Below are 18,494 nucleotides of genomic sequence, written 5' to 3'. Positions count from 1 at the left end.
AGGTCCCGCGCTCCGGCGTCCGGGTGGAGCGCAGCCGCCAGTACACCCGCTGGCACGACGGCTCCGCCCACGCCTGGTCGGCCCGGCGCAAGGTCAGCGGCACCGGCTCGGGCTCCAGCGGGCTGCGCTACGACGTCCTGGAGCCCCCGCCCGGTCGGGCCCCCGTACCGCCGCCCGAACCGGAGCCCGCGCCGCCGGCGCCTCCCGAGGGGTGAGCCGTGCACGACGGCGTCCCCGAGGAGACCGTCGCCGCCCTGGCCAGCCGACTGGGCGCCCGCGGCGTGACCCGCTTCCCCTGAGCCGGCTACCTGCTGCCCGCTACCTGCTACCTGCTACCTGCTACCTGCTACCGTGACCGGCCTTTCCCTCGACCGGCGCTACGCCGGAGCGGCCCGCGGCCCGGCCCCTCCCTTCCGGAAGGCCCGCGACGAGAAGCGCCGCCAGGCTCGCCGCCGCCCCGACTCCGACCACGGCCGGCCAGCCGCCGCGCGCCCAGGCGACCGAACCCACGAGGGAGCCGAGGGCGATGCCCAGGAACCGGAGGGTGAACCAGCAGGTGTTGAGGCGGCTGTGCAGCGCCGGGTCGAGAGTGAAGAGGACCCCCTGACAGACCACCTGGTTGCCCCAGGTGCCGATGTCGAGGACCACGACCCCGACCGTCAGCCAGAGGATCCCGCTCCCGCCGGGCAGCAGCAGTGCCCAGGCCGCGGCGGTGACGGCGATCGAGGCGGCCACGGCCCGGCGGCGGCCGAAGCCCCGGCGGCGGCCGAAGCGGTCCGCCAGCCGCCCGGCGGCGGTGGAGGCGAGGGCGCCGGCCACGGCGACCAGGCCGAACAGGCCGACGACGGTGGAGCCGTAGTGGTAGCGCTGTTCGAGGAGGAAGGTCAGGGCGGTCCAGAAGGCACCGAAGGAGACGCCGACCAGGCCGCCGGAGACGGTGATCCGGCGGACGAGCGGGCGGGTCGCGAAGAGCCGCGGCACCGAGGCCAGCAGCTCGCGGTACGGCGTGGCCCGGGCGGCCCGGGTGGTGGGCGGGCCGGTGGGCAGTGCCCGTCGAAGGACCAGGGTCAGCATCAGGGTGAGCGCGCAGGAGCACCCGAACACGGCGCGCCAGCCCACCGCTTCGGCGAGGGCGCCGGAGTACGTCCGGGAGGCCAGCACCCCGACCAGCAGACCGGCCTGGACGGTGCCGACGGTCCGCCCGGGGTGCCGGCCGCCGGCCAGTGCGACGGCCAGCGGCGCCACCAGCTGCGGGACCGGGGACAGCAGGCCGAGCGCGAAGGCCGCGACCACCAGCAGACCAGCCGTCGGGGCGAGCGCAGAGGCGGCCAGGGCGCAGGCCGACGCCGCGCACAGTCCCAGGATCAGCCGGCGCCGGTCCCGGCTGTCGCCGAGCGGGACGAGGACGGCGATGCCCGTTGCGTAGCCGATCTGGGTGGCGGTGGGCACGGCGCCGAGCGTCGCGGGCGGAACGTGCAGCGCGGCGGCGGCGCTGCCCAGCAGCGGCTGGCCGAGGTAGACGTTGGCGGCGGTCAGGGCACTGGTCGCGGCGAGCAGCACGGTGGCCCGTCTCGGCGACAGTCGCGGGTCACTCGTTCCACGGTCGTTTTCGATCACGAAAAGAGACGCTACGGAGACCCGCCCGTGGCAGGCTTTCGCCGATCTGCCGTCCACTGTCGAGAGTGCGCCAATGCATGGCAAGAGCGAGAACCGAGACGACTACCAGCACGTGCCGCGTCCGCTGGCGGCGATGGCCCGCGACCTGCCCGACGGCCACCACATCCCCCCGCACCACCACCGTCGGGCCCAGCTGATCTACGGCACCAGCGGGGCGATCACCGTCGTCACCGACCGGGGGACGTGGGTGGTACCGGCCACCCGGGGCGTCTGGGTCCCGGCCGGTGTCGTGCACGCGATGACCTGTACCGGTCCGGTGCGGATGCGCACGCTGTACCTCGAACCCGGCGCCGCGGCCGGCCTGCCCGAGGCTCCGACCGTCGTCGCGGTGCCGCCGCTGCTGCGCGAACTCATCGACGCCGCCACCCGCATCCCGCTCGACTATCGGGTCGACGGCCGCGACGGCCGCCTCGTCGACCTGCTGCTCCACGAACTCGCACCGCAGCCCGTCCCCGCCCTGCACCTGCCGGTCCCGACCGACCCGGCCCTGGCCGGACTGTGCGCGGCCGTCCGCGCCGACCCGGGCGCACGCTGGACGACCCCGGCCGCCGCCGCCCACGCCCACCTCAGCCCGCGCAGCCTCCAACGCAGGTTCCCGGCCGCGACCGGAATGACCCTCACCCACTGGGTCCAGCAGGCCCGGCTGATCCACGCCGTCACCCTGCTGGCCGCGAACACTCCGGTCACCGCCGTCGCCTCCGCCCTCGGCTACGCCACGCCGAGCGCCTTCACCGCGATGTTCCATCGCTCCCTGGGCGTCCCCCCGAGCAGCTGGTTCGCACCGGCACCGGGACACCCGCCGACATCTGAAGGCACCTGACAGCACCCCCGGCGCGCCCCGCGCGGGGCCGGGCCGAACGCGGTAGTAATGAGGACCGGGGGACGGTGCTCAGTGACACCCGGAGGCCGCACATGCCCACGGACCAGCAACTCCGCGACCTTCGTTCGGAGTTGACCCTTCCCGGCGAGGAACCACCCGCCCTGGTAAAGAAGTTCGCGACCGGACAGGGACAACTCGGCACACTCGCCGTCCTCGCCGCGCAGCAGCAACGGATCATCACCTCCGACCGCCGCAGCCTCCTCCTGCTCGCCACCCGCTGCGCGGACGTACCCCTGGGCGCCTGGTTCGCCGGTCTCGCGGACGGGGAGAGCGCGGCCCTGCGCACCCTGCCCGCCCTCGCCGCCGCCTGCGGAGCGACGGACACCGCCGCAGAACCACTGCCCGGCTGCCAGGCCTACCCCTCCTACCTCGCCTGGCTCGCCCTCAACGGCCACCCACCCGCTGTGGCAGTCGCCCTGGTCGCCAACTTCACGGCCTGGGGCGGCTACTGCGCGACACTCGCCGGGGCACTGCGACGCTTCCACGGCTTCGACGAGGAGGCCTGCGCCTTCTTCGACTTCTTCGCCCAACCGCCGACCGCACTGGAACGCTCGGCCGCCGACGCCCTCGACCCGACCGGCCTCACCGACCCGGACCTGGATGCCGCCCGCGAGTACGGCCGCCTGCTCCAGGCCTACGAAGGGTTGTTCTGGAGCACCCTCGCCGAACTCCCCTGAGGCGACCGGCCCTACCGGTGCCGCAGCTCGATCACCCGTCGACCGCCAGCTCGACGGGCCCGCAGCGGGCCTCCGCAGCCTTCAGTGCCGCTGCGGCATCGGGAGGGAACTCGCCCATGCTCTCACTGCCTTCCACTCGCTGGGACCGGACCGACGCACCGACTACGGCGACACCTGGCGAACGGCCCGCTTCAGCAGCACCTCGCGGTGGACAACCTCCGTGGAGCTTCCGACTTTCTCGACGTAGCGGTTCGCACTCACCGCCTCCCAGCCCTGCGAGCCCAGAGCGTTCAACTCCGAAAGATCCACGTGCCAGCCATTCACCCTCACATCGATGATCTTGTACTCCCAGCTCGCTCCCACAGCTTTCCCTTCGTCCTGACGGTGGCGTCCTCGGCCGATGGTGGCATGCGCACTCGTAGGCACGCCGGGAGTTCAGCAAGCTGTTCGGGCACCCCGTTCCGCCCAAATGGCATACCCGACAGGCGATCCCTGGCAGCGTGGTGAGCTCGGTTCTCCTTCGCCAGGAGCTCACGCCGCCGGCGGGTGAGGATAAGAACCTCGGCGTGGTGGACGCGACGGTCGATCACCACGGCCGCGACGATGTCGCCGGAGAAGGTCTCTCCCAGCGCCCGAAGGGCAGCTTCGAGGGCCGATCTGCCGTTATAAAAGCAGGAGACCGACGGGTAGGCCCGTGACGGCGTCGGGGTCCGGCCCGGTGAGGGTCACCGGGCCGGACCTACCAAGGGCTGTTGGTCAGGCCCTGCCAGTGCGGCTTGCCGCTGACCATGCGGCACACTCGCCATCCTCGCCGCGCAGCAGCAACCAGGCGAGTCACTACACTCACGCCGCACTGGAACTGGCGAGCCGGACCGGGTCGGGCTTCATCGGGAGGAAGTTGGAGGCCGTCAAGAACCGCCTCATCCCTCTGATGACCGACAGCCGGGCCTCCGCGCTGCACCAGCAGATCTCGGCGCTCGACGGCGCCGTCTGACGAAGGAGTGACGCAATGTCCGATGGACGGATCTTCCGTGAAGCGTGGATCGCGGGTGTGTCGAAGCACTACCCGGGCGAGCCGAAGGCCGGATACGTCGCCTCTTGGGACGAGACGCCCGCATGGGAACGAGAGAGTGCCACGGCCGTGTTCGGCCAGGTCCGCGACTTCATCAGGGTGAGCGGCGGGAACACGTCCAAGCTCACCCGGGAGCAGAAGGGGCGCTTCGTCGCGACGTGCTGGATCGCTCAGATCCACAAACACATCGAGGACCCGAAGCCTGGCTATGTGGCCGACTGGGCGGATCTTCCGTCCTGGCAGCAGGAGACCGATGCGGACATCTTCGAGGCCATCGAGCGCGCCGGATCCTGATCCGGGGCCGGACGGCGTCGGGGTCCGGCCCGGTGGGGATCACCGGGCCGGACCTGTCAAGGCTGTTGGTCAGGCCTGCCAGTGGGGCTTGCCGCTGACCATGCGGCAGGTGATCACGCGGCCGCCGGCCTCGTGGGTGGTGCGGCCGAGGTCGGCGTCGCGGCAGAACTGGCCGGCCTTGTAGCAGTTGCCCGCGTTGGACTTGATCTCGCAGTCACCGGCGGCGGCCGCGGGCTTGGTCTCGGCCGGCGTCGGGTCGGTGGGCGGCTGGGCGGTGGTCGCCTTGGGCTGGGGGGCGGCCTTGCTGGGCGACGGCTGGGCCTTGGGCGGGGCGGTGGTCGGGACAACCGGGGCAACCGGCGCGGGCTCGGCGGCCGGCTTGGTCGCTCCGGGTACGACGGCGGTCGGCGCGGGCGCCGGGGGCGGCGTCTGGACCGGTGCGGCCGCAGGGGTGGTGACGGCCGGGGCGGCCGCCGGCGGGGTGGTGACCGCAGCCGGGGCCGCCGGGGTGGTGACCGCGACGGTGGCGGTGTCGGCCGCCGTCGGGTCACAACCCGTCAGGGCGAGACCGACCGTGAAGACGAGTCCGGCGACAGCGGCCAGGCCGCGACGACCGCCGCGCATCCGTGAAGGCATGGACGTGAACGCTCCGTTCCACTTGAAAGAGGATCGTGAGTCAATCAGTCCCGTCATACGGTCTGTACATACTTCAAACACTTGTAAGCAGATCGAGACCTGGCGATCACGCAGCGTCGATCAACCGGTCGGCCCGATCACGCACCGCCGAACCCGAGCACCTGCTTTCAGGCCTTCTTGACCACGCTCGACTTGAGCTGCATCGCGCCGAAGCCCTCGATCCGGCAGTCGATGTCATGGCCGTCGACGCCGTCGACCAGGCGGATGTTGCGCACCTTGGTGCCCGCCTTGATGCCCGAGGCGCTGCCCTTGACCTTGAGCGCCTTGACGACGGTCACCGTGTCGCCGTCGCTGAGCACATTGCCGACCGAGTCCTTCACCACTCGCTCGCCGGCCCCGTCGGCCGAGCCCTCGCCGGCGGCCTCGCCCGGTGCCCACTCGTGGCCGCACTCCGGGCAGACCATGAGGCCGTTCATCTCATAGGTGTACTCGCCGGCGCACTGCGGACACGGGGGAAGGTTCTCGCTCATACGTTCAGGATAACGGCGCCGCCGAGGGCCCCGACCGGCGCATCCGCCCAGGTCGGCGGCCCTCCTGGCGACAAAAGGAGGGCCCGCTCAGTCCGTCGGCGACGAGAGGCGCTCGAAGACCTCGGGGCGGGCGAGGTCGAGCGCCGTGGCGACAGCACCCAGCAGGACCGCCTCCTCGCCGAGGCGGCTGGCCGCGAGCGTGGGCCGCATCGGCGTGAGGCGGTGCAGGGCCTGGCCGAGCGGTTCGAGCAGGAGGTCCGCGCTGCCGCCGATGCCGCCGCCGAGCACGATCAGGTCCGGGTCGAGCACGGCGGACACCACGGCGAGGGCGTAGGCGAGCTGACCGGCCGTGCGGTGCACGGCGGTGGCGGCGAGCGGGTCCCCGGCGCGGGCCTCGTCGAAGACCTGCTTGGCCGTCAACGGCCCCGTCATGCCGAGGTCCAGCGCCGTCCGGACGACCGCCTCCGCCGCGGCGACCTGCTCGACGGTGCCGCCCGGGGTGCCGTCGGGGTCCGGCGGGAGCGGGACCATGCCCACCTCGCCGAGCGCTCCGTGGGCGCCGAGCAGCGGCTCCCCGTCCTTGACCACGCCGACGCCGAGGCCCGTCCCTGCTACCAGGTAGGCGAACATCCGGCTGCCGCTCCCCCGCCCGGCGCCCAGGGTGTACTCGCCCAGCGCGGCCAGGTTGGCGTCGTTGCCGACGGTGATCGTGGTCTCCAGCCCGGCCGCGATCCGGTCGAACAGCCCGGGTCTGCCCCAGCCCGGCAGGCTGGTGGCGTACCGGACGCCGCGCCGCTCCTCGTCCCAGACACCCGGGGTGGCGATCACCGCGTGCACGATGTCGGCCGCCGCGACCCCGGCCTCGGCGGTGGTCTCCCGGGCCGCGGCCACCACGGCGTCGGCCACCGCGTTCGCCGTCCGCCCCTTGTTCGGGATGTCGCGGCGGGCCACGATGTCCCCGGCGAGGTCGGCGACGGCGACCCGCAGCCGGGCCCGGCCGATGTCGACGCCGAGCACGTGCCCGGCGAGCGGGTCGGGCTCGTACAGGACGGCGGTCCGCCCGCGCTCGGGGACGAAGCGCCCGGCCTCGCGGGCCAGCCCGGCCTGTTCGAGGGCCGCCAGCGCGGCGGATACGGTGGGCTTGGACAGACCGGTGTCACGGGCGAGCTGGGCCCGCGAGGACGGGCCGCCGAGGCGCAGCCGTTCGAGCAGCAGCCACTCGTTGTTGCTGCGCAGCCGCTGCCGGTTCCACGGCTGCGCCGGCGTGGGGCCCGGCGGAACTGTGGTCGGCAGGTCGCGGCTCATCAAGTCCTCCGGTCCGGTTGCTTCTCCCGGGCACGACACGCCCTGGGCACCAGCCAGTATGACCCGTTGTCACACCGCCCACCGGGGGGGTTCCCGTCCGGGAGCCGCGCCGACGGAACGCACCGGAGGGAGCAGAGGACGGGGAATGCGCGGCCGGAGCGGTGGAGACGTCACGCTCCTCTTGCCACTCTCAACTTATAACGCAAGGGGGGCCTTGCCGCAAGGCCCCGGTCCTACCGCACAATCAACGACCTAAGCCCCGAACGATCCCCCCTTGGAGTTTTGCTCAGTGCACCAGCCTCAGTCGGAACAACGGATCGGAACCGCTGCCATGACCACCCCCACCACCAGCGTGTTCGACCTTCCCGACCGTCTCGCCGCCAAGGCGGACCCGGCCCTGGTCGGCCCGGACGAGCGGCACTTCGCGGCCGTCGCGGAGAGCCTGGAGCGGACGATCGCCGAGGCCTCCGACAGTCTCGACGCCGCCCGCCGCGCACCCGGCGGCGCCGGCCGGGCCGCGATGGACCGGGACCTCGAGGTCCACCGGCTGACCGGCCGCCTGCGCGCCCTGCGCCGCTTCGGGCTGGACCTGTGCCTGGGGCGGATCGTCCCGGCGGACGGCACCGAGCCGGTGTACATCGGGCGCCTCGGCCTGACCGACCCCGAGGGCCGCCGACTGCTGATCGACTGGCGCTCGCCCGCCGCCGAACCGTTCTTCGCCGCGACCCACGCCGACCCGATGGGCCTGGCCAGCCGCCGCCGCTACCGCTGGACCGGCGGGCGGATCACCGACTACTGGGACGAGGTGTTCGCCGCCGAGGGGCTGGAGGGGCACGCCGCCCTGGACGACCAGTCGGCGTTCATCGCCACGCTGGGCGGCAGCCGTTCGGCGAAGATGCGGGACGTGCTGGCCACCATCCAGGCCGACCAGGACGCCATCGTCCGGGCCGGCTCGCGCGGCGCGCTGGTCGTCGACGGCGGCCCCGGCACAGGCAAGACCGTGGTCGCGCTGCACCGCTCCGCCTACCTGCTCTACTCCGACCCGCGCCTCGGGCACCGGCGCGGCGGGCTGCTGTTCGTCGGCCCGCACCAGCCCTACCTGGACTACGTCGCCGACGTGCTGCCCAGCCTGGGCGAGGAGGGGGTGCGGACCTGCACCGTGCGGGACCTGGTCGCCGAGGGCGCCCGCGCGGCGGCCGAGTCCGACCCTGAGGTGGCCCGGCTGAAGGCCTCGGCGGACATGGTGCGGGCGGTGGAGCAGGCCGTACGGATCTACGAGGAGCCGCCCACCGAGGGCATGACGGTCTCGACCGACTGGGCGGACCTCCGCCTGGACCCCGACGACTGGGCCGAGGCCTTCGCGGCCCCCGACCCGGGCACCCCGCACAACGAGGCGCGCGAGCAGGTGTGGGCGGAGCTGGCGGAGATCCTGCTGACCAAGCTGCGCGGCGGCGAGGACATCCCGGTCGAGCTGTTCCTGCGCTCGCTGCGGCGGGACCGGGAGCTGGTCGAGGCGCTGCACCGGGCCTGGCCGCTGCTGGAGGCCGCCGACGTGGTCGGCGACCTGTGGACGGTGCCCGCCTACCTGCGGCTGTGCGCCCCCTGGCTCGCCCCCGAGGAGGTCCGCCGGCTGCAGCGGGCCGAGCCGCAGGCCTGGACGGTGTCGGACCTGCCGATCCTGGACGCGGCCCGGCAGCGGCTCGGCGACCCGGCGGACGCCCGCCGCAAGCGCCGGGAGCAGATCGCCCTGGCCGAGGAGCGCGACCGGATGGCCGATGTCATCACCGCCATCATCGACTCCGACCACGACGGCGAGGGGGCCGTCGCCATGCTGCGCGGCCAGGACCTCAGGGACACCCTGGTCGACGGCAGCTCCCTGCCCGCCGCCGACCCGGACCGGCTGGCCGGGCCGTTCGCCCACATCGTGGTGGACGAGGCGCAGGAACTGACCGACGCCGAGTGGCAGATGCTGCTGCAGCGCTGCCCGTCCCGGAGCTTCACCATCGTCGGCGACCGGGCCCAGGCCCGGGAGGGCTTCACCGAGTCCTGGCAGGAGCGGCTGGCCCGGATCGGTCTCGACCGCGCCCAGGTGGCCTCGCTGAGCGTCAACTACCGCACGCCGGAGGAGGTCATGGCGGAGGCCGAGCCGGTGATCCGGGCCGCCCTGCCGGACGCCAACGTGCCCACCTCGGTGCGCAGCAGCGGGGTGCCCGTCACCCGCGGCCCGCTCGCCGATCTGGACGGTGTGCTGGCCGACTGGCTGGAGGCGCACGCCGAGGGCACGGCCTGCGTCATCGGCGACGCGGCCTTCGCGGCGGAGTTCGGCGCGACCTGCCGCGAGGAGTTCCGGGCCGGCGGCCGGATCCGGGCGCTCACGCCGCGGCTGGCGAAGGGGCTGGAGTTCGACCTGGTCGTGCTGGTCGACCCGGCGGGCTTCGGCGAGGGCGTCGGCGGCGCGGTGGACCGCTATGTCGCGATGACCCGGGCGACCCGGCAGCTGGTCGTGCTCACCGGGGCCTGATCGGTGCGCGCCCCGGCGGCGGCGGTGACGACGGGACGTCGCCGCCGCCGTCGCCCGGGGCCGGAACCGTTGCGGCAGGGCTCGGGCTCAAGCTCGGGCTCGGCTCGGGCTCGGGCTCGGCTCGGGCTCAGGCCACCCAGCCGGCCGTGATCCCCTGGACCGCGGACCCGTCCAGGTCCGCGAGCTTCGCCCCGACGAAGGCGCGGGCCCGGTCCGAGGTCTGGACGCGGAACGGCGGCCGCTCGGCGGTGAGCGCGGTGACGATGCTCGCCGCGGCCCCCTCCGCGCTCTGCGCCTGGTCGAAGGCCGTCCGGGTACGGGCCGCGTAGGCGTCCAGGGCGGGCGCGTACGGACCGGCGGCGGCCAGCAGGGCCGGCAGGTCGATGCCCTGGCTGGCGACGAACTCGCTGGCCACCGCGCCCGGTTCGACGACCGTGACGGTGACGCCGACGGTCGCGGCGACCGGGGCGAGCGACTCCATGAAGCCCTCGACGGCGAACTTGGCCGCGCAGTAGGCCTCGTTGAAGGGCTGGCCGACCACGCCGCCGACGCTGGTCACGGTGACGACCCGGCCGCCGCTCGCCCGCAGGTGCGGCAGCGCGGCCCGGGTCACCTCGACCACGCCGAAGAAGTTGACCTCCATCACCTCGCGGACGGGGGCGAGTCCGTCCTGCTCGACGGTGCCGACCCGGCCGGAGCCCGCGTTGTTGACCACGGCGTCGAGCCGGCCGTGCCGGGCGACGACCTCCGCCAGGCACGCGCCCACGGAGCCGGCGTCGGTGACGTCGAGCTCGGCGATTTCGATCCGGTCCGCGACGCCGGCCGCCTCGGCGGCCCCGGTCAGCGGGCCGGAGCGGCCGGTGTCGCGCATGGTGGCGACGACGCGGAGGCCGGCGCCGGCCGCGGCGACCGCGGCGGCCAGGCCGATGCCGCTGGAGGTACCGGTGATGAGAACGATCCGGTCGCTGGCGGTCATGGGGACTCCTTGCCTTGCCGGAGCCGGGCCGTCGAAACGGCCGCGCCCCGGAGCGGGGATTTGTGTGCGTGCACACACACCATAGCAGGATGTGTGCACGCACACGCAAAAAGGTAGGCTTCCCGGTATGTCGCAGCGCACCGACCTCACCCTGGGTGACCTCACCGCCCGCGACCACGCCTTCTACGGCCTGGTCTGGGCGGGCACGACCCTGAGCGCCCGGGTCGACCAGGCCCTCGCCCGGGCCCACGACCTGCCGCTCTCCTGGTTCGAGGTGATGCTCTGGCTGCGGGGCCAGGCCGAACCGGTCGCCGCCTCCGACCTGGGCGCCAAGACCCTGCTCAGCCGCAGCCAGGTCTCCCGGGTCGCCGACGCCCTCCAGGCGCGCGGCCTGATCGAGCGCGCCCCCTCCCCCACCGACGCCCGCTCGGTGCGGATCGCGCTCACCCCCGAGGGGCGGCGGCTGTTCGCCGAGGCCGACGCCACCCGCCGGGCGGCGCTCGCCGAGGTCTTCGACGACCGCCTCGACGACGGCGACATCGCCGCGCTGGAGGCCGTCTGGGCCAAGCTCAAGCGACCCGCCGGCGCCTGACCGGCCGGGCGCGGACCGCCACCCCCGCACCGCCCCACGCCCCGATACCGGAATCCCACCGACCGGTCAAGGATGCGCGAGTCCCTGGGCGAGCCGCGCCGCGGAGCGTGATCATGGACCTATGCGGTCCCGGTACGACGACGGAGGAGACGGCGGCACCCCCACGAACGCGGACACCACCGCGCTCACGGCGGCGGCCGCGGCGCTCTCCGGGAGCGACCCGGACACTACCGACAGCAACAGCCCCGACCTCCTGCGTGAGCTGCTCGACGTCCTGCCGACCGGCGTCGCCCTGCTCGACCCGGAACTGCGCTGGTCGTACCTGAACGCGGCCTTCGCCACCGTCACCGGTCTGCGGCGGGCCGATCTGCTGGGCCGCCCGGCCCCGGACACCGCCTTCGCCGACGCCGTCGGCACGCTGCGCCGGGTCCTGGACGACGGCCGCGACCGCGAGCGCGTCACCGGCGGCCCCGACGGCCCGGGCGCGCCCGTCCCGGTGGGCCTGCGGGTCCGCTACCGGCCGCTCACCGCCGACGGCCGCGTCATCGGCGTGATCGTCGCCGTCCTGGACGATCCCGATCCGGTCCAGGAGCTGCGCCACGAACTCATCCGGGCCCGGACCAGGCTCGCCCTCCTGGAGGCCGCCGCCGAGCGGATCGGCACCACCCTCGACATCGACACCACCGGCGCCGAACTCGCCGCGTTCGCCGTACCCCGGCTGGCCGAGCTCGCCACCGTCGACGTCCTGCCGCCGGACACCGCCGTCCGACCCGGCGGGGCACCCGGCCTGCGCTTCCACCGGGCCGGGCTGGCCGCCGCGGCCGCGCTGCGCCCGGAGGTCGGCGCGCTGGCCCGCCCGGGCGAGTCGGTGCGCCACCGGGAGGGGTCGGTGGCGGCCCGCGCCCTGGCCTCCGGGGTCGCCGTGCTGCTCGCCCCGCGCAGCACCGAGGAACTCGCCGCGGCGGCGCCCGATCCGCACACCGCGGCCGTCTTCCGCACCGCCGGGGTCACCTCGCTGCTGGTGCTGCCGCTCACCGCACGCGGCGAGCTGGTCGGCCTGCTGACCCTGGCCCGCACCGCCGCCTCCCCCGGCTTCGGCCCGGACGACGCGGTGCTGGTCGGCGACCTCGCCGCCCGGGCCGCGACCGGCATCGACAACGCCCGCCGCTACAGCCGCTCCCAGGGCATCGCCCTCGACCTCCAGCGCGCCCTGCTCAGCGAACCGGGCAACCCGCACCAGAACCTCGAACTCGCCTCCCGCTACCTGCCGTCCGGCAGCAGCTCGGTGGTCGGCGGCGACTGGTACGAGACCGTCCGGCTGCCGTTCGGACGGACCCTGCTGGTCATGGGCGACGTGATGGGCCACGGCGTCGAGGCCGCCGTCGACATGAGCAACTACCGCTCCACCCTGCGCGACGTCGCGGGCATGGACCTGCCGCCGCACCGGATCCTGCGCCAGCTGGACACCGTCATCGCCGCCAACGAGTCCGCCCGCCCCGCGACCTGCCTGCTCGCGCTCGCCGACCCCGGCCGGGGCCGGTGGACCTTCTCCTGCGCCGGCCACCTCCCGCCCGCCCTGGTCGCGCCCGGCCGGCCCACCGAACTGCTGCGGATCCCGACCGGCCCGCCGCTCGGCACCGGCTTCGGCGGCTACGAACAGGCCACCCGGGCCCTGCTGCCCGGCGAGACCCTGCTGCTGTACACGGACGGGCTGGTGGAGCGGCGCGGCGAGGACATCGATGTCTCGCTGGCCCGGCTGGCCGCCCTGCGCCTGCCCGTCACCGGCCCGCTGGACGACCTGCTCGACGCCGCCCTGCACGCCCTCGGCCCGGCCTCCGGGCACCCGGCGGAGGACGACATCGCCGTCCTGGCGGCCCGACCGAGGCTCCGGCCGCCGCCCCGGGCGTAGCGGCGCGGGGCGACGGGCGCGCGGGGCGGCGGGTGGCAGGTGGCGGGCGCGCGGGTGGGTGGAAGGCTTGGGCTCAGAGCTTGCCCAGGGCCTGCTCCAGGTCGGCCCAGAGGTCCTCGGGGTGCTCGATGCCGACGGCGAGCCGAACGGTGCCCGGGCCGATGCCCGCGGCGGCCAACTCCTCGTCCGAGAGCTGGCGGTGCGACGTGCTGGCCGGGTGCATGACCAGGGTGTGCACCCCGCCGAGCGAGGGCGCGAGCGAGGCGATGCGGAGTGCGCCGACGAAGGCACCCGCGGCCTCGCGCCCGCCGGCCAGGTCGACGGCGAACACCCCGCCCTGGCCCTCCGGCAGCAGCCGGCGGGCCAGCTCGTGGTCCGGGTGGCCCGGCAGTCCCGGGTGGTGCACCGTGGTGACCGCCGGGTGGGCGGCGAGCCGGCCGGCCAGGTCGAGCGCGGACTCGCAGTGGCGACGCATCCGCAGGCCCAGGGTCTGCATCCCGCGCAGGGTCAGCCAGGCGGCGAACGGGTCCAGGGAAGCGCCGAGTTCGACAGCGTGCTCCCAGACCCGGTGGTGCAGCGCGGCGTCGGCGAAGACGGCGACCCCGGCCAGCACGTCGGAGTGGCCGCCCAGGTACTTGGTGGCCGAGTGGACCACGACGTCCGCGCCGTGCTCGATCGGGCGGCAGAGCAGCGGGGTGGTGAAGGTGTTGTCCACCACGCTCAGCACCCCGGCCTCCCGGGCGACACCGATCAGGGCGGGCAGGTCGGTGACCCGCGCGGTCGGATTGGAGACCGTCTCCAGGTACAGCAGCCGGGTGGTGGGCCGCAGGGCGGCGCGGACCTCCTCCGGGTCGTCGCCCCGGACGTGGGTGACCTCCACGCCCCAGCGCGCGGCCAGGTCGGCCAGGGCCGCGAAGGTGCCGCCGTACAGGCTCTTCTGGGCGATCACATGGTCCCCGGAGCGGAGCAGGGCGAGCAGCACGGTGTTGATCGCGCCCATCCCGGAGGAGGCGGCCAGCGCGCCGCTGCCGCCCTCCAGCCCGGCCACCGCGTGCTCCAGCGAACGGACCGTCGGATTGCCCAGCCGGTTGTAGAGGAAGGCCCGGTCGGGCCCCCCGAAGGCCTCCGCCAGCGCGTCGCCGTCGGGGAACGCGAAGACGTGGCCCTGATGGATCGGCACGCCCAGCGGCCGGCTTCCGACCACCTCCTCGACGGGCGGGTGGACGATCCGGCTCTCGGGACGCAGCCCGTGGTGGAAGTCGCTCATCCCCCCATCCTGGACGCGTCGGCCGCCACCGGGCCAGGGCCAATCCCACCCGGGTGGCCCGGATTCCCGGCCGCCGGGCCCGGGTCACCGGTCGGTTCGGGTCCCCGGCCGATGCGGACCCCTGGTCGGCCCGGAACCCTGGTCGCCGGGTGCCCGCCGCCCGGCCGTCCCTCCGCACCCCTGTCGCGGAGGGACGGCCGGGTCCCGGGGCACCCGGCGACCGGGCCCCGACGGTCACCGGATCAGAGGTGACGGCCGAGGAAGTCCCGGATCAGCGCGGCGATTTCCGGGCCGTGCGTCTCCAGGGCGAAGTGCCCGGCGTCGAGCAGGTGGATCTCGGCGTCCGGGAGGTCGCGGGCGAAGGCCTCGGCCCCGGCCGGGCCGAAGATCTCGTCGTTCCGGCCCCAGGCGACCAGGGTCGGCGGCCGGTGCGTCCGGAAGTACTCCTGGAAGTGCGGGTAGCCGTCCAGGTTGAACTGGTAGTCCCAGAACAGCTGGAGCTGCACCTCCCGGTTGCCCGGGCGGTCCAGCCCGGCCTGGTCGAGCGTCCAGGTGTCCGGGGAGAGCCACCGTGGGTGTACTGCCAGCGGGTGGCGGACGCGGTGAGCAGCTCGCGCACGGCGGGCTCGTGGGTGGCACGGTCCCCGGCGTGGGCGAACAGCACGTCCCAGAACGGGGTGAAGCCCTCCGTGTAGGCGTTGCCGCTCTGGCTGATCAGGGCGGTGACCCGGTCCGGGTGGCGCGAGGCGATCCGCAGGCCGATCGGGGCGCCGTAGTCCTGGATGTAGAGGGCGAACCGGTCGATGCCGAGCGCGTCCAGCAGGGCGAGGGTGTACTCGGTGAGCTTCTCGAAGCTGTACTCGAACTCGCCGACGGGCGGGGTGGCGGACTGTCCGAAGCCCACGTGGTCGGGGGCGACGAGGTGGTAGGAGTCGGCGAGGTCGCGCAACAGGTTGCGGAACATCGCCGAGCTGGTGGGGAAGCCGTGCAGCAGGACCAGGGTCGGCCGGCTCGGGTCCCCGGCCTCGCGGTAGAAGACCGGCAGGCCCTCGATCTCGACGGTGCGGTGGCGCACCTCGGTGTGCGCGGCGGGGCCGGTCGCGGTGGAGCCCTGGTCGTTCGCGGGGTCGGTGGTGGTGTCGATGGTGGTGTCGATGGTGGTGTCGATGGTGGCGGGGTGGCGTGCGTCTGCGGTGCGGGCGGCGGTGGACACGGCTGTGCTCCTCGGCTGGGTCCGGTGCTGACGTTCGGTCGGGCGGGAGTCGGCGGTCGCGGCCCCCGGTCGTTCGGGGCCGCTCACAGCGGCTCGGGGACGCCGGGGGTCAGCAGGCGCAGCCGGCCGGTCAGGTCGGGGGCCGAGAAGGCCCCGGTGATGGCGGCCGGGTCCTCGCCGAGGTGCTCCCAGGACTCGTAGTGGACCGGGACCACGGTGCGGGCGCCCAGGATCCGGGCGAGTTCCGCCCCCTCGCGGGCGCTCATCGAGAACGCCCGGTCGCCGGTGGACGGGAAGTGGGCGTCACCCAGGTGCAGGAAGGCGGTGTCCACGGTGAAGCGTTCGGCGATGCCCGCCAGCGCGTCGTGGCGGACGGTGTCCCCGGAGAGGTAGAGGGTGCCGCCCTCGTACTCGACGACGAAGCCGGTGACCGGGCCGGTGGCCTCCTCGGTGCCGGGCGGCCCGTGCCGGGCGGGCGTGGCCGTCACGGTGACGGTCGTGGCGCCGGCGGTGATCCGACGGCTCTCCCAGGTCGCCAGTCCCTCGGCCGCTCCCCCGAGCCGTTCGGCGGCCTCGGGCGTGGTGAGCACGGTGGTGGCGCGGGCCAGCACGGTCCGGCCGGTCGGGTCGAGGTTGTCGGCGTGCTGGTCGTGGGAGAGCAGGACGAGGTCGATCGGCGGCAGGCGGTCGGCGGTGAGCGCCGGGCCGGCGGTGCGGCGCAGCGGGCGGGCCGCCGGGTAGTCGGCCGGGCCGGGGTCGAGGGCCGGGTCGGTGAGGACGGTCAGGTCGCCGATCCGCAACAGGACGGTGGCGGTGCCCAGGTGGGCGGCGGTGACGGTGACCGGGGCGGTGGGCGTGGGCGTGTTCTGTGCTGGTGTCGTGGTCGGGTTCTGTGCTGGTGTGCTGTGTTCGGACATCTCTGTTCTCCCCCGTAGTACGTGCGGTGCTGCTGCCGGAGCGTCAGCCGCGGGCCGCGCGCTCCGCCTTGGCGTCGATCTTCTCCTGGAGCGCGGTCAGCAGGCCCTGGAGCAGGTCGATGGTGGTCTCGTCGGTGAGGTTGCCCTCCTCGTCGAAGCGCTCGTGCGCCCGGAAGACGATGACCTCGGGCTTCACCACGACGTCGGTCTCGGTCCAGACGAAGACCTGGCGGAGCGCCAGCTGGGCGCGGACGGTGCCGAAGTTGGTCGGCGCGGCGCCGAGGATGGCGGTCGGCTTGCGGTGCAGCGGCAGGCCCTCGGTGCGGGTCCAGTCGGTGCTCAGCCAGTCGATGGCGTTCTTGAGCACGCCGGGGATGGAGTAGTTGAACTCGGGGGTGGCGATCAGCAGGCCGTCGGCCTCGGCGACCCGGCGGCGCAGGTCCTCGACGACGGCCGGGCGCAGCTCGGGGGTGTCGAGGTCCAGGTCGTACGGCGGGATCTCGCGCAGGCCCTCGTAGATCTCGATCTCCTGGCCGCCCGGGTTGAACTTCTGGGCGGCCTTCAGCAGCCGGGTGTTGTGCGAGTCGGCGCGCAGCGAACCGGAGATGGCGAAGATCTTGGACGCGGTCATGACGTGCTCCTCGGTGGTGATGTGACTACCGGTGTGACCACCGGTGCTGTGGTGACTGTCGGGGTCGACACCGAGAAAACTAGACGGACCAGTTCATCCTGTCAACTGAACTGTTCAGTCTTGACACTGAACTGAATGGTGTAGTTCAGTCGATCCATGACCACGACACCCGTGCACACCGCCCCGGCAACCGGCCGCTCCGTCGCCCGCGTCGTCTCCCCGTTCCACACCTTCGAGGGCGCGGGCTTCCCCGTCCGCCGCCCCTTCCCCACCGCCGAGCTGCCCTTCCTCGACCCGTTCCTGATGGTCGACCAGGTCGGCCCGGTGGACCTCGCCCCCGGCGAGGCCAAGGGTGCTCCCCCGCACCCGCACCGCGGCTTCGAGACGATCCAGTACGTCATCGACGGCGACATCGCGAACGCCGACTCCCGGGGCCACCGGGCCGTGGTCCGCGGCGGTGGCGTCCAGTGGCTGACCGCCGGCTCGGGCATCGTCCACGAGGCCCTGCCCACCCCGGAGTTCCTCGCCGCCGGCGGCCGCCAGCACATGCTGCAGATCTGGGTGAACCTGCCCGCGCGACTCAAGGGGCTGCCGCCGCGCAGTCAGAACGCCGAGGCCGCCGACCTGCCCGTGGTCCGCACCGCCGAGGGCGCCGAGCTGATCGTGCTCGCCGGGGCCACCCACGGCGCGACCTCGCCCTTCGAGACCCACACCCCGCTCCTGGTGGTGCACGCCCGGCTCGCGGCCGGCGGCTCGGCGACGTTCACCGCGCCGGCCCACCACACCGCCGCGTTCCACACGCTGACCGGCCGGGCCGAGACCGCCGGCGTCCCGCTGCCCGACGGCCACCTCGCCGTCCTCGACCACGACGGCGAGGGCTTCACGGTCCGGGAGGTGCTCGTCCTGGCCGGCGAGCCGATCGGCGAACCGGTCGCCCGCAGCGGGCCCTTCGTGATGAACACGGTGGCCGAGCTCCACCGGGCCCAGCAGGACTTCTCGCGCGGTCTGATGGGCCGGATGCCGGTATGAGCGCCTTCCCGGCCCGGCTCGCCGCCCGACCCACCGCCGCCCTCGGGCTTGCCCCCGCCGCCCGCCACCGAGGTGCCACCACCGCGCCGGGCCGGCGGGCGCCGGGGACGACGGCCGCAGCGCTGCTGATCGCGCCGCGGCGAGCGGGATCTCCGGGCCGAGCCTGGCCCTGCCCACCGCCGCCCACGCCCTGCACGTCCCGACCGCCTCGGCGGCCTGGCTGATGACCGCGTACGGCCTCGGTCTGCTGGTCGGCACCCCGCTGCTGTCCGCCACCGCCGGACGGCGCGGCCCCGCCGCCCTGGTCCGGGCCGGCGCGGCGCTGGTGACCCTAGGCGCCGCGATCGTGCTGGCCTCGCCCTCCGCCT

Annotated in this window: 16 protein-coding genes and 2 pseudogenes; 8 read left to right on the top strand and 10 right to left on the bottom strand. The window is 74.3% G+C overall.

Going from position 1 to position 18,494, the window contains the following annotated elements:
- Nucleotides 1-215 (top strand): annotated as a pseudogene (locus VR45_RS15430) (hypothetical protein); the annotation flags it as partial.
- 124 nt (nucleotides 216-339) lie between these two features.
- Here VR45_RS15430 and VR45_RS15425 read toward each other — a convergent pair.
- Nucleotides 340-1,617 carry an MFS transporter gene (locus VR45_RS15425; protein WP_063772484.1) on the bottom strand — a complete coding sequence of 426 codons (1,278 nt, stop codon included), beginning with the start codon at nucleotides 1,615-1,617 and terminating at the stop codon, nucleotides 340-342.
- 73 nt (nucleotides 1,618-1,690) lie between these two features.
- On the opposite strand from VR45_RS15425, the gene VR45_RS15420 reads away from it, so the two are divergent.
- Together VR45_RS15420 and VR45_RS15415 are read left to right on the top strand one after the other, a co-directional pair.
- The gene (locus tag VR45_RS15420) at nucleotides 1,691-2,497 is read left to right on the top strand and encodes a helix-turn-helix transcriptional regulator (RefSeq protein ID WP_045940323.1); all 807 of its coding nucleotides are present in this window, start codon (nucleotides 1,691-1,693) and stop codon (nucleotides 2,495-2,497) included.
- A gap of 92 nt (nucleotides 2,498-2,589) precedes the next feature.
- On the top strand, nucleotides 2,590-3,234 hold the full coding sequence (locus VR45_RS15415; RefSeq protein WP_052709104.1) for a hypothetical protein: 645 nt from the start codon (nucleotides 2,590-2,592) through the stop codon (nucleotides 3,232-3,234).
- A gap of 162 nt (nucleotides 3,235-3,396) precedes the next feature.
- On the opposite strand, the gene VR45_RS46925 is transcribed toward VR45_RS15415, so the two are convergent.
- A complete protein-coding gene (locus VR45_RS46925; RefSeq protein ID WP_045940322.1) occupies nucleotides 3,397-3,597 on the bottom strand; it encodes a hypothetical protein in 201 nt (66 codons plus the stop codon).
- Nucleotides 3,598-4,243: 646 nt separating this feature from the next.
- Between VR45_RS46925 and VR45_RS15405 the strand changes: the two genes are divergently transcribed.
- Nucleotides 4,244-4,600, top strand: coding sequence for a hypothetical protein (locus tag VR45_RS15405; RefSeq protein WP_045940321.1), 357 nt, complete (start codon nucleotides 4,244-4,246; stop codon nucleotides 4,598-4,600).
- A 69-nt stretch (nucleotides 4,601-4,669) separates the two neighbouring features.
- Here VR45_RS15405 and VR45_RS15400 read toward each other — a convergent pair whose 3' ends face one another.
- From VR45_RS15400 to VR45_RS15390, 3 genes are all read right to left on the bottom strand, one after another.
- On the bottom strand, nucleotides 4,670-5,236 hold the full coding sequence (locus VR45_RS15400) for a hypothetical protein (protein ID WP_159394222.1): 567 nt from the start codon (nucleotides 5,234-5,236) through the stop codon (nucleotides 4,670-4,672).
- Nucleotides 5,237-5,403: 167 nt separating this feature from the next.
- The gene (locus VR45_RS15395) at nucleotides 5,404-5,766 is read right to left on the bottom strand and encodes a zinc ribbon domain-containing protein YjdM (protein WP_045940319.1); all 363 of its coding nucleotides are present in this window, start codon (nucleotides 5,764-5,766) and stop codon (nucleotides 5,404-5,406) included.
- Nucleotides 5,767-5,853: 87 nt separating this feature from the next.
- Nucleotides 5,854-7,071, bottom strand: a complete 1,218-nt coding sequence (locus VR45_RS15390) for an ROK family transcriptional regulator (RefSeq protein WP_045940318.1) — start codon at nucleotides 7,069-7,071, stop codon at nucleotides 5,854-5,856.
- 331 nt (nucleotides 7,072-7,402) lie between these two features.
- On the opposite strand from VR45_RS15390, the gene helR reads away from it, so the two are divergent.
- Nucleotides 7,403-9,592, top strand: coding sequence for an RNA polymerase recycling motor ATPase HelR (gene helR, locus VR45_RS15385; protein WP_045940317.1), 2,190 nt, complete (start codon nucleotides 7,403-7,405; stop codon nucleotides 9,590-9,592).
- 127 nt (nucleotides 9,593-9,719) lie between these two features.
- On the opposite strand, the gene VR45_RS15380 is transcribed toward helR, so the two are convergent.
- On the bottom strand, nucleotides 9,720-10,568 hold the full coding sequence (locus tag VR45_RS15380) for an SDR family NAD(P)-dependent oxidoreductase (protein WP_045940316.1): 849 nt from the start codon (nucleotides 10,566-10,568) through the stop codon (nucleotides 9,720-9,722).
- Nucleotides 10,569-10,695: 127 nt separating this feature from the next.
- Between VR45_RS15380 and VR45_RS15375 the strand changes: the two genes are divergently transcribed.
- Entirely contained in the window at nucleotides 10,696-11,160 is a 465-nt protein-coding gene (locus VR45_RS15375) for a MarR family transcriptional regulator (RefSeq protein WP_045940315.1), read from the top strand.
- Between the two features lie 121 nt (nucleotides 11,161-11,281).
- A complete protein-coding gene (locus VR45_RS15370) occupies nucleotides 11,282-13,069 on the top strand; it encodes a SpoIIE family protein phosphatase (RefSeq protein WP_052709103.1) in 1,788 nt (595 codons plus the stop codon).
- 73 nt (nucleotides 13,070-13,142) lie between these two features.
- Here the strand turns inward: VR45_RS15370 and VR45_RS15365 are convergent, their stop codons facing one another.
- From VR45_RS15365 to VR45_RS15350, 4 genes and pseudogenes are all read right to left on the bottom strand, one after another.
- On the bottom strand, nucleotides 13,143-14,336 hold the full coding sequence (locus VR45_RS15365; protein ID WP_045940314.1) for an aminotransferase class I/II-fold pyridoxal phosphate-dependent enzyme: 1,194 nt from the start codon (nucleotides 14,334-14,336) through the stop codon (nucleotides 13,143-13,145).
- Between the two features lie 242 nt (nucleotides 14,337-14,578).
- A pseudogene (locus VR45_RS15360) lies at nucleotides 14,579-15,411 on the bottom strand (alpha/beta fold hydrolase).
- 221 nt (nucleotides 15,412-15,632) lie between these two features.
- Nucleotides 15,633-16,466, bottom strand: coding sequence for an MBL fold metallo-hydrolase (locus tag VR45_RS15355; RefSeq protein WP_078896540.1), 834 nt, complete (start codon nucleotides 16,464-16,466; stop codon nucleotides 15,633-15,635).
- Nucleotides 16,467-16,509: 43 nt separating this feature from the next.
- Nucleotides 16,510-17,097 carry an NADPH-dependent FMN reductase gene (locus VR45_RS15350; RefSeq protein WP_045940313.1) on the bottom strand — a complete coding sequence of 196 codons (588 nt, stop codon included), beginning with the start codon at nucleotides 17,095-17,097 and terminating at the stop codon, nucleotides 16,510-16,512.
- 156 nt (nucleotides 17,098-17,253) lie between these two features.
- Between VR45_RS15350 and VR45_RS15345 the strand changes: the two genes are divergently transcribed.
- Nucleotides 17,254-18,126, top strand: coding sequence for a pirin family protein (locus tag VR45_RS15345; protein WP_045940312.1), 873 nt, complete (start codon nucleotides 17,254-17,256; stop codon nucleotides 18,124-18,126).
- Nucleotides 18,127-18,494: the final 368 nt, after the last annotated feature.

The organism is Streptomyces sp. NRRL S-495, assembly GCF_000966955.1.
Lineage (GTDB): Bacteria > Actinomycetota > Actinomycetes > Streptomycetales > Streptomycetaceae > Kitasatospora > Kitasatospora purpeofusca.
This window is presented reverse-complemented; position numbering and strand designations above follow the sequence as displayed.

Bases quoted from the DNA above. Each gene is read 5' to 3' on its own strand.
- VR45_RS15420 (WP_045940323.1), top strand. From the start codon at position 1,691: ATGCATGGCAAGAGCGAGAACCGAGACGACTACCAGCACGTGCCGCGT.
- VR45_RS15415 (WP_052709104.1), top strand. From the start codon at position 2,590: ATGCCCACGGACCAGCAACTCCGCGACCTTCGTTCGGAGTTGACCCTT.
- VR45_RS15405 (WP_045940321.1), top strand. From the start codon at position 4,244: ATGTCCGATGGACGGATCTTCCGTGAAGCGTGGATCGCGGGTGTGTCG.
- VR45_RS15400 (WP_159394222.1), bottom strand. From the start codon at position 5,236: ATGCCTTCACGGATGCGCGGCGGTCGTCGCGGCCTGGCCGCTGTCGCC.
- VR45_RS15395 (WP_045940319.1), bottom strand. From the start codon at position 5,766: ATGAGCGAGAACCTTCCCCCGTGTCCGCAGTGCGCCGGCGAGTACACC.
- VR45_RS15390 (WP_045940318.1), bottom strand. From the start codon at position 7,071: ATGAGCCGCGACCTGCCGACCACAGTTCCGCCGGGCCCCACGCCGGCG.
- helR (WP_045940317.1), top strand. From the start codon at position 7,403: ATGACCACCCCCACCACCAGCGTGTTCGACCTTCCCGACCGTCTCGCC.
- VR45_RS15380 (WP_045940316.1), bottom strand. From the start codon at position 10,568: ATGACCGCCAGCGACCGGATCGTTCTCATCACCGGTACCTCCAGCGGC.
- VR45_RS15375 (WP_045940315.1), top strand. From the start codon at position 10,696: ATGTCGCAGCGCACCGACCTCACCCTGGGTGACCTCACCGCCCGCGAC.
- VR45_RS15370 (WP_052709103.1), top strand. From the start codon at position 11,282: ATGCGGTCCCGGTACGACGACGGAGGAGACGGCGGCACCCCCACGAAC.
- VR45_RS15365 (WP_045940314.1), bottom strand. From the start codon at position 14,336: ATGAGCGACTTCCACCACGGGCTGCGTCCCGAGAGCCGGATCGTCCAC.
- VR45_RS15355 (WP_078896540.1), bottom strand. From the start codon at position 16,466: ATGTCCGAACACAGCACACCAGCACAGAACCCGACCACGACACCAGCA.
- VR45_RS15350 (WP_045940313.1), bottom strand. From the start codon at position 17,097: ATGACCGCGTCCAAGATCTTCGCCATCTCCGGTTCGCTGCGCGCCGAC.
- VR45_RS15345 (WP_045940312.1), top strand. From the start codon at position 17,254: ATGACCACGACACCCGTGCACACCGCCCCGGCAACCGGCCGCTCCGTC.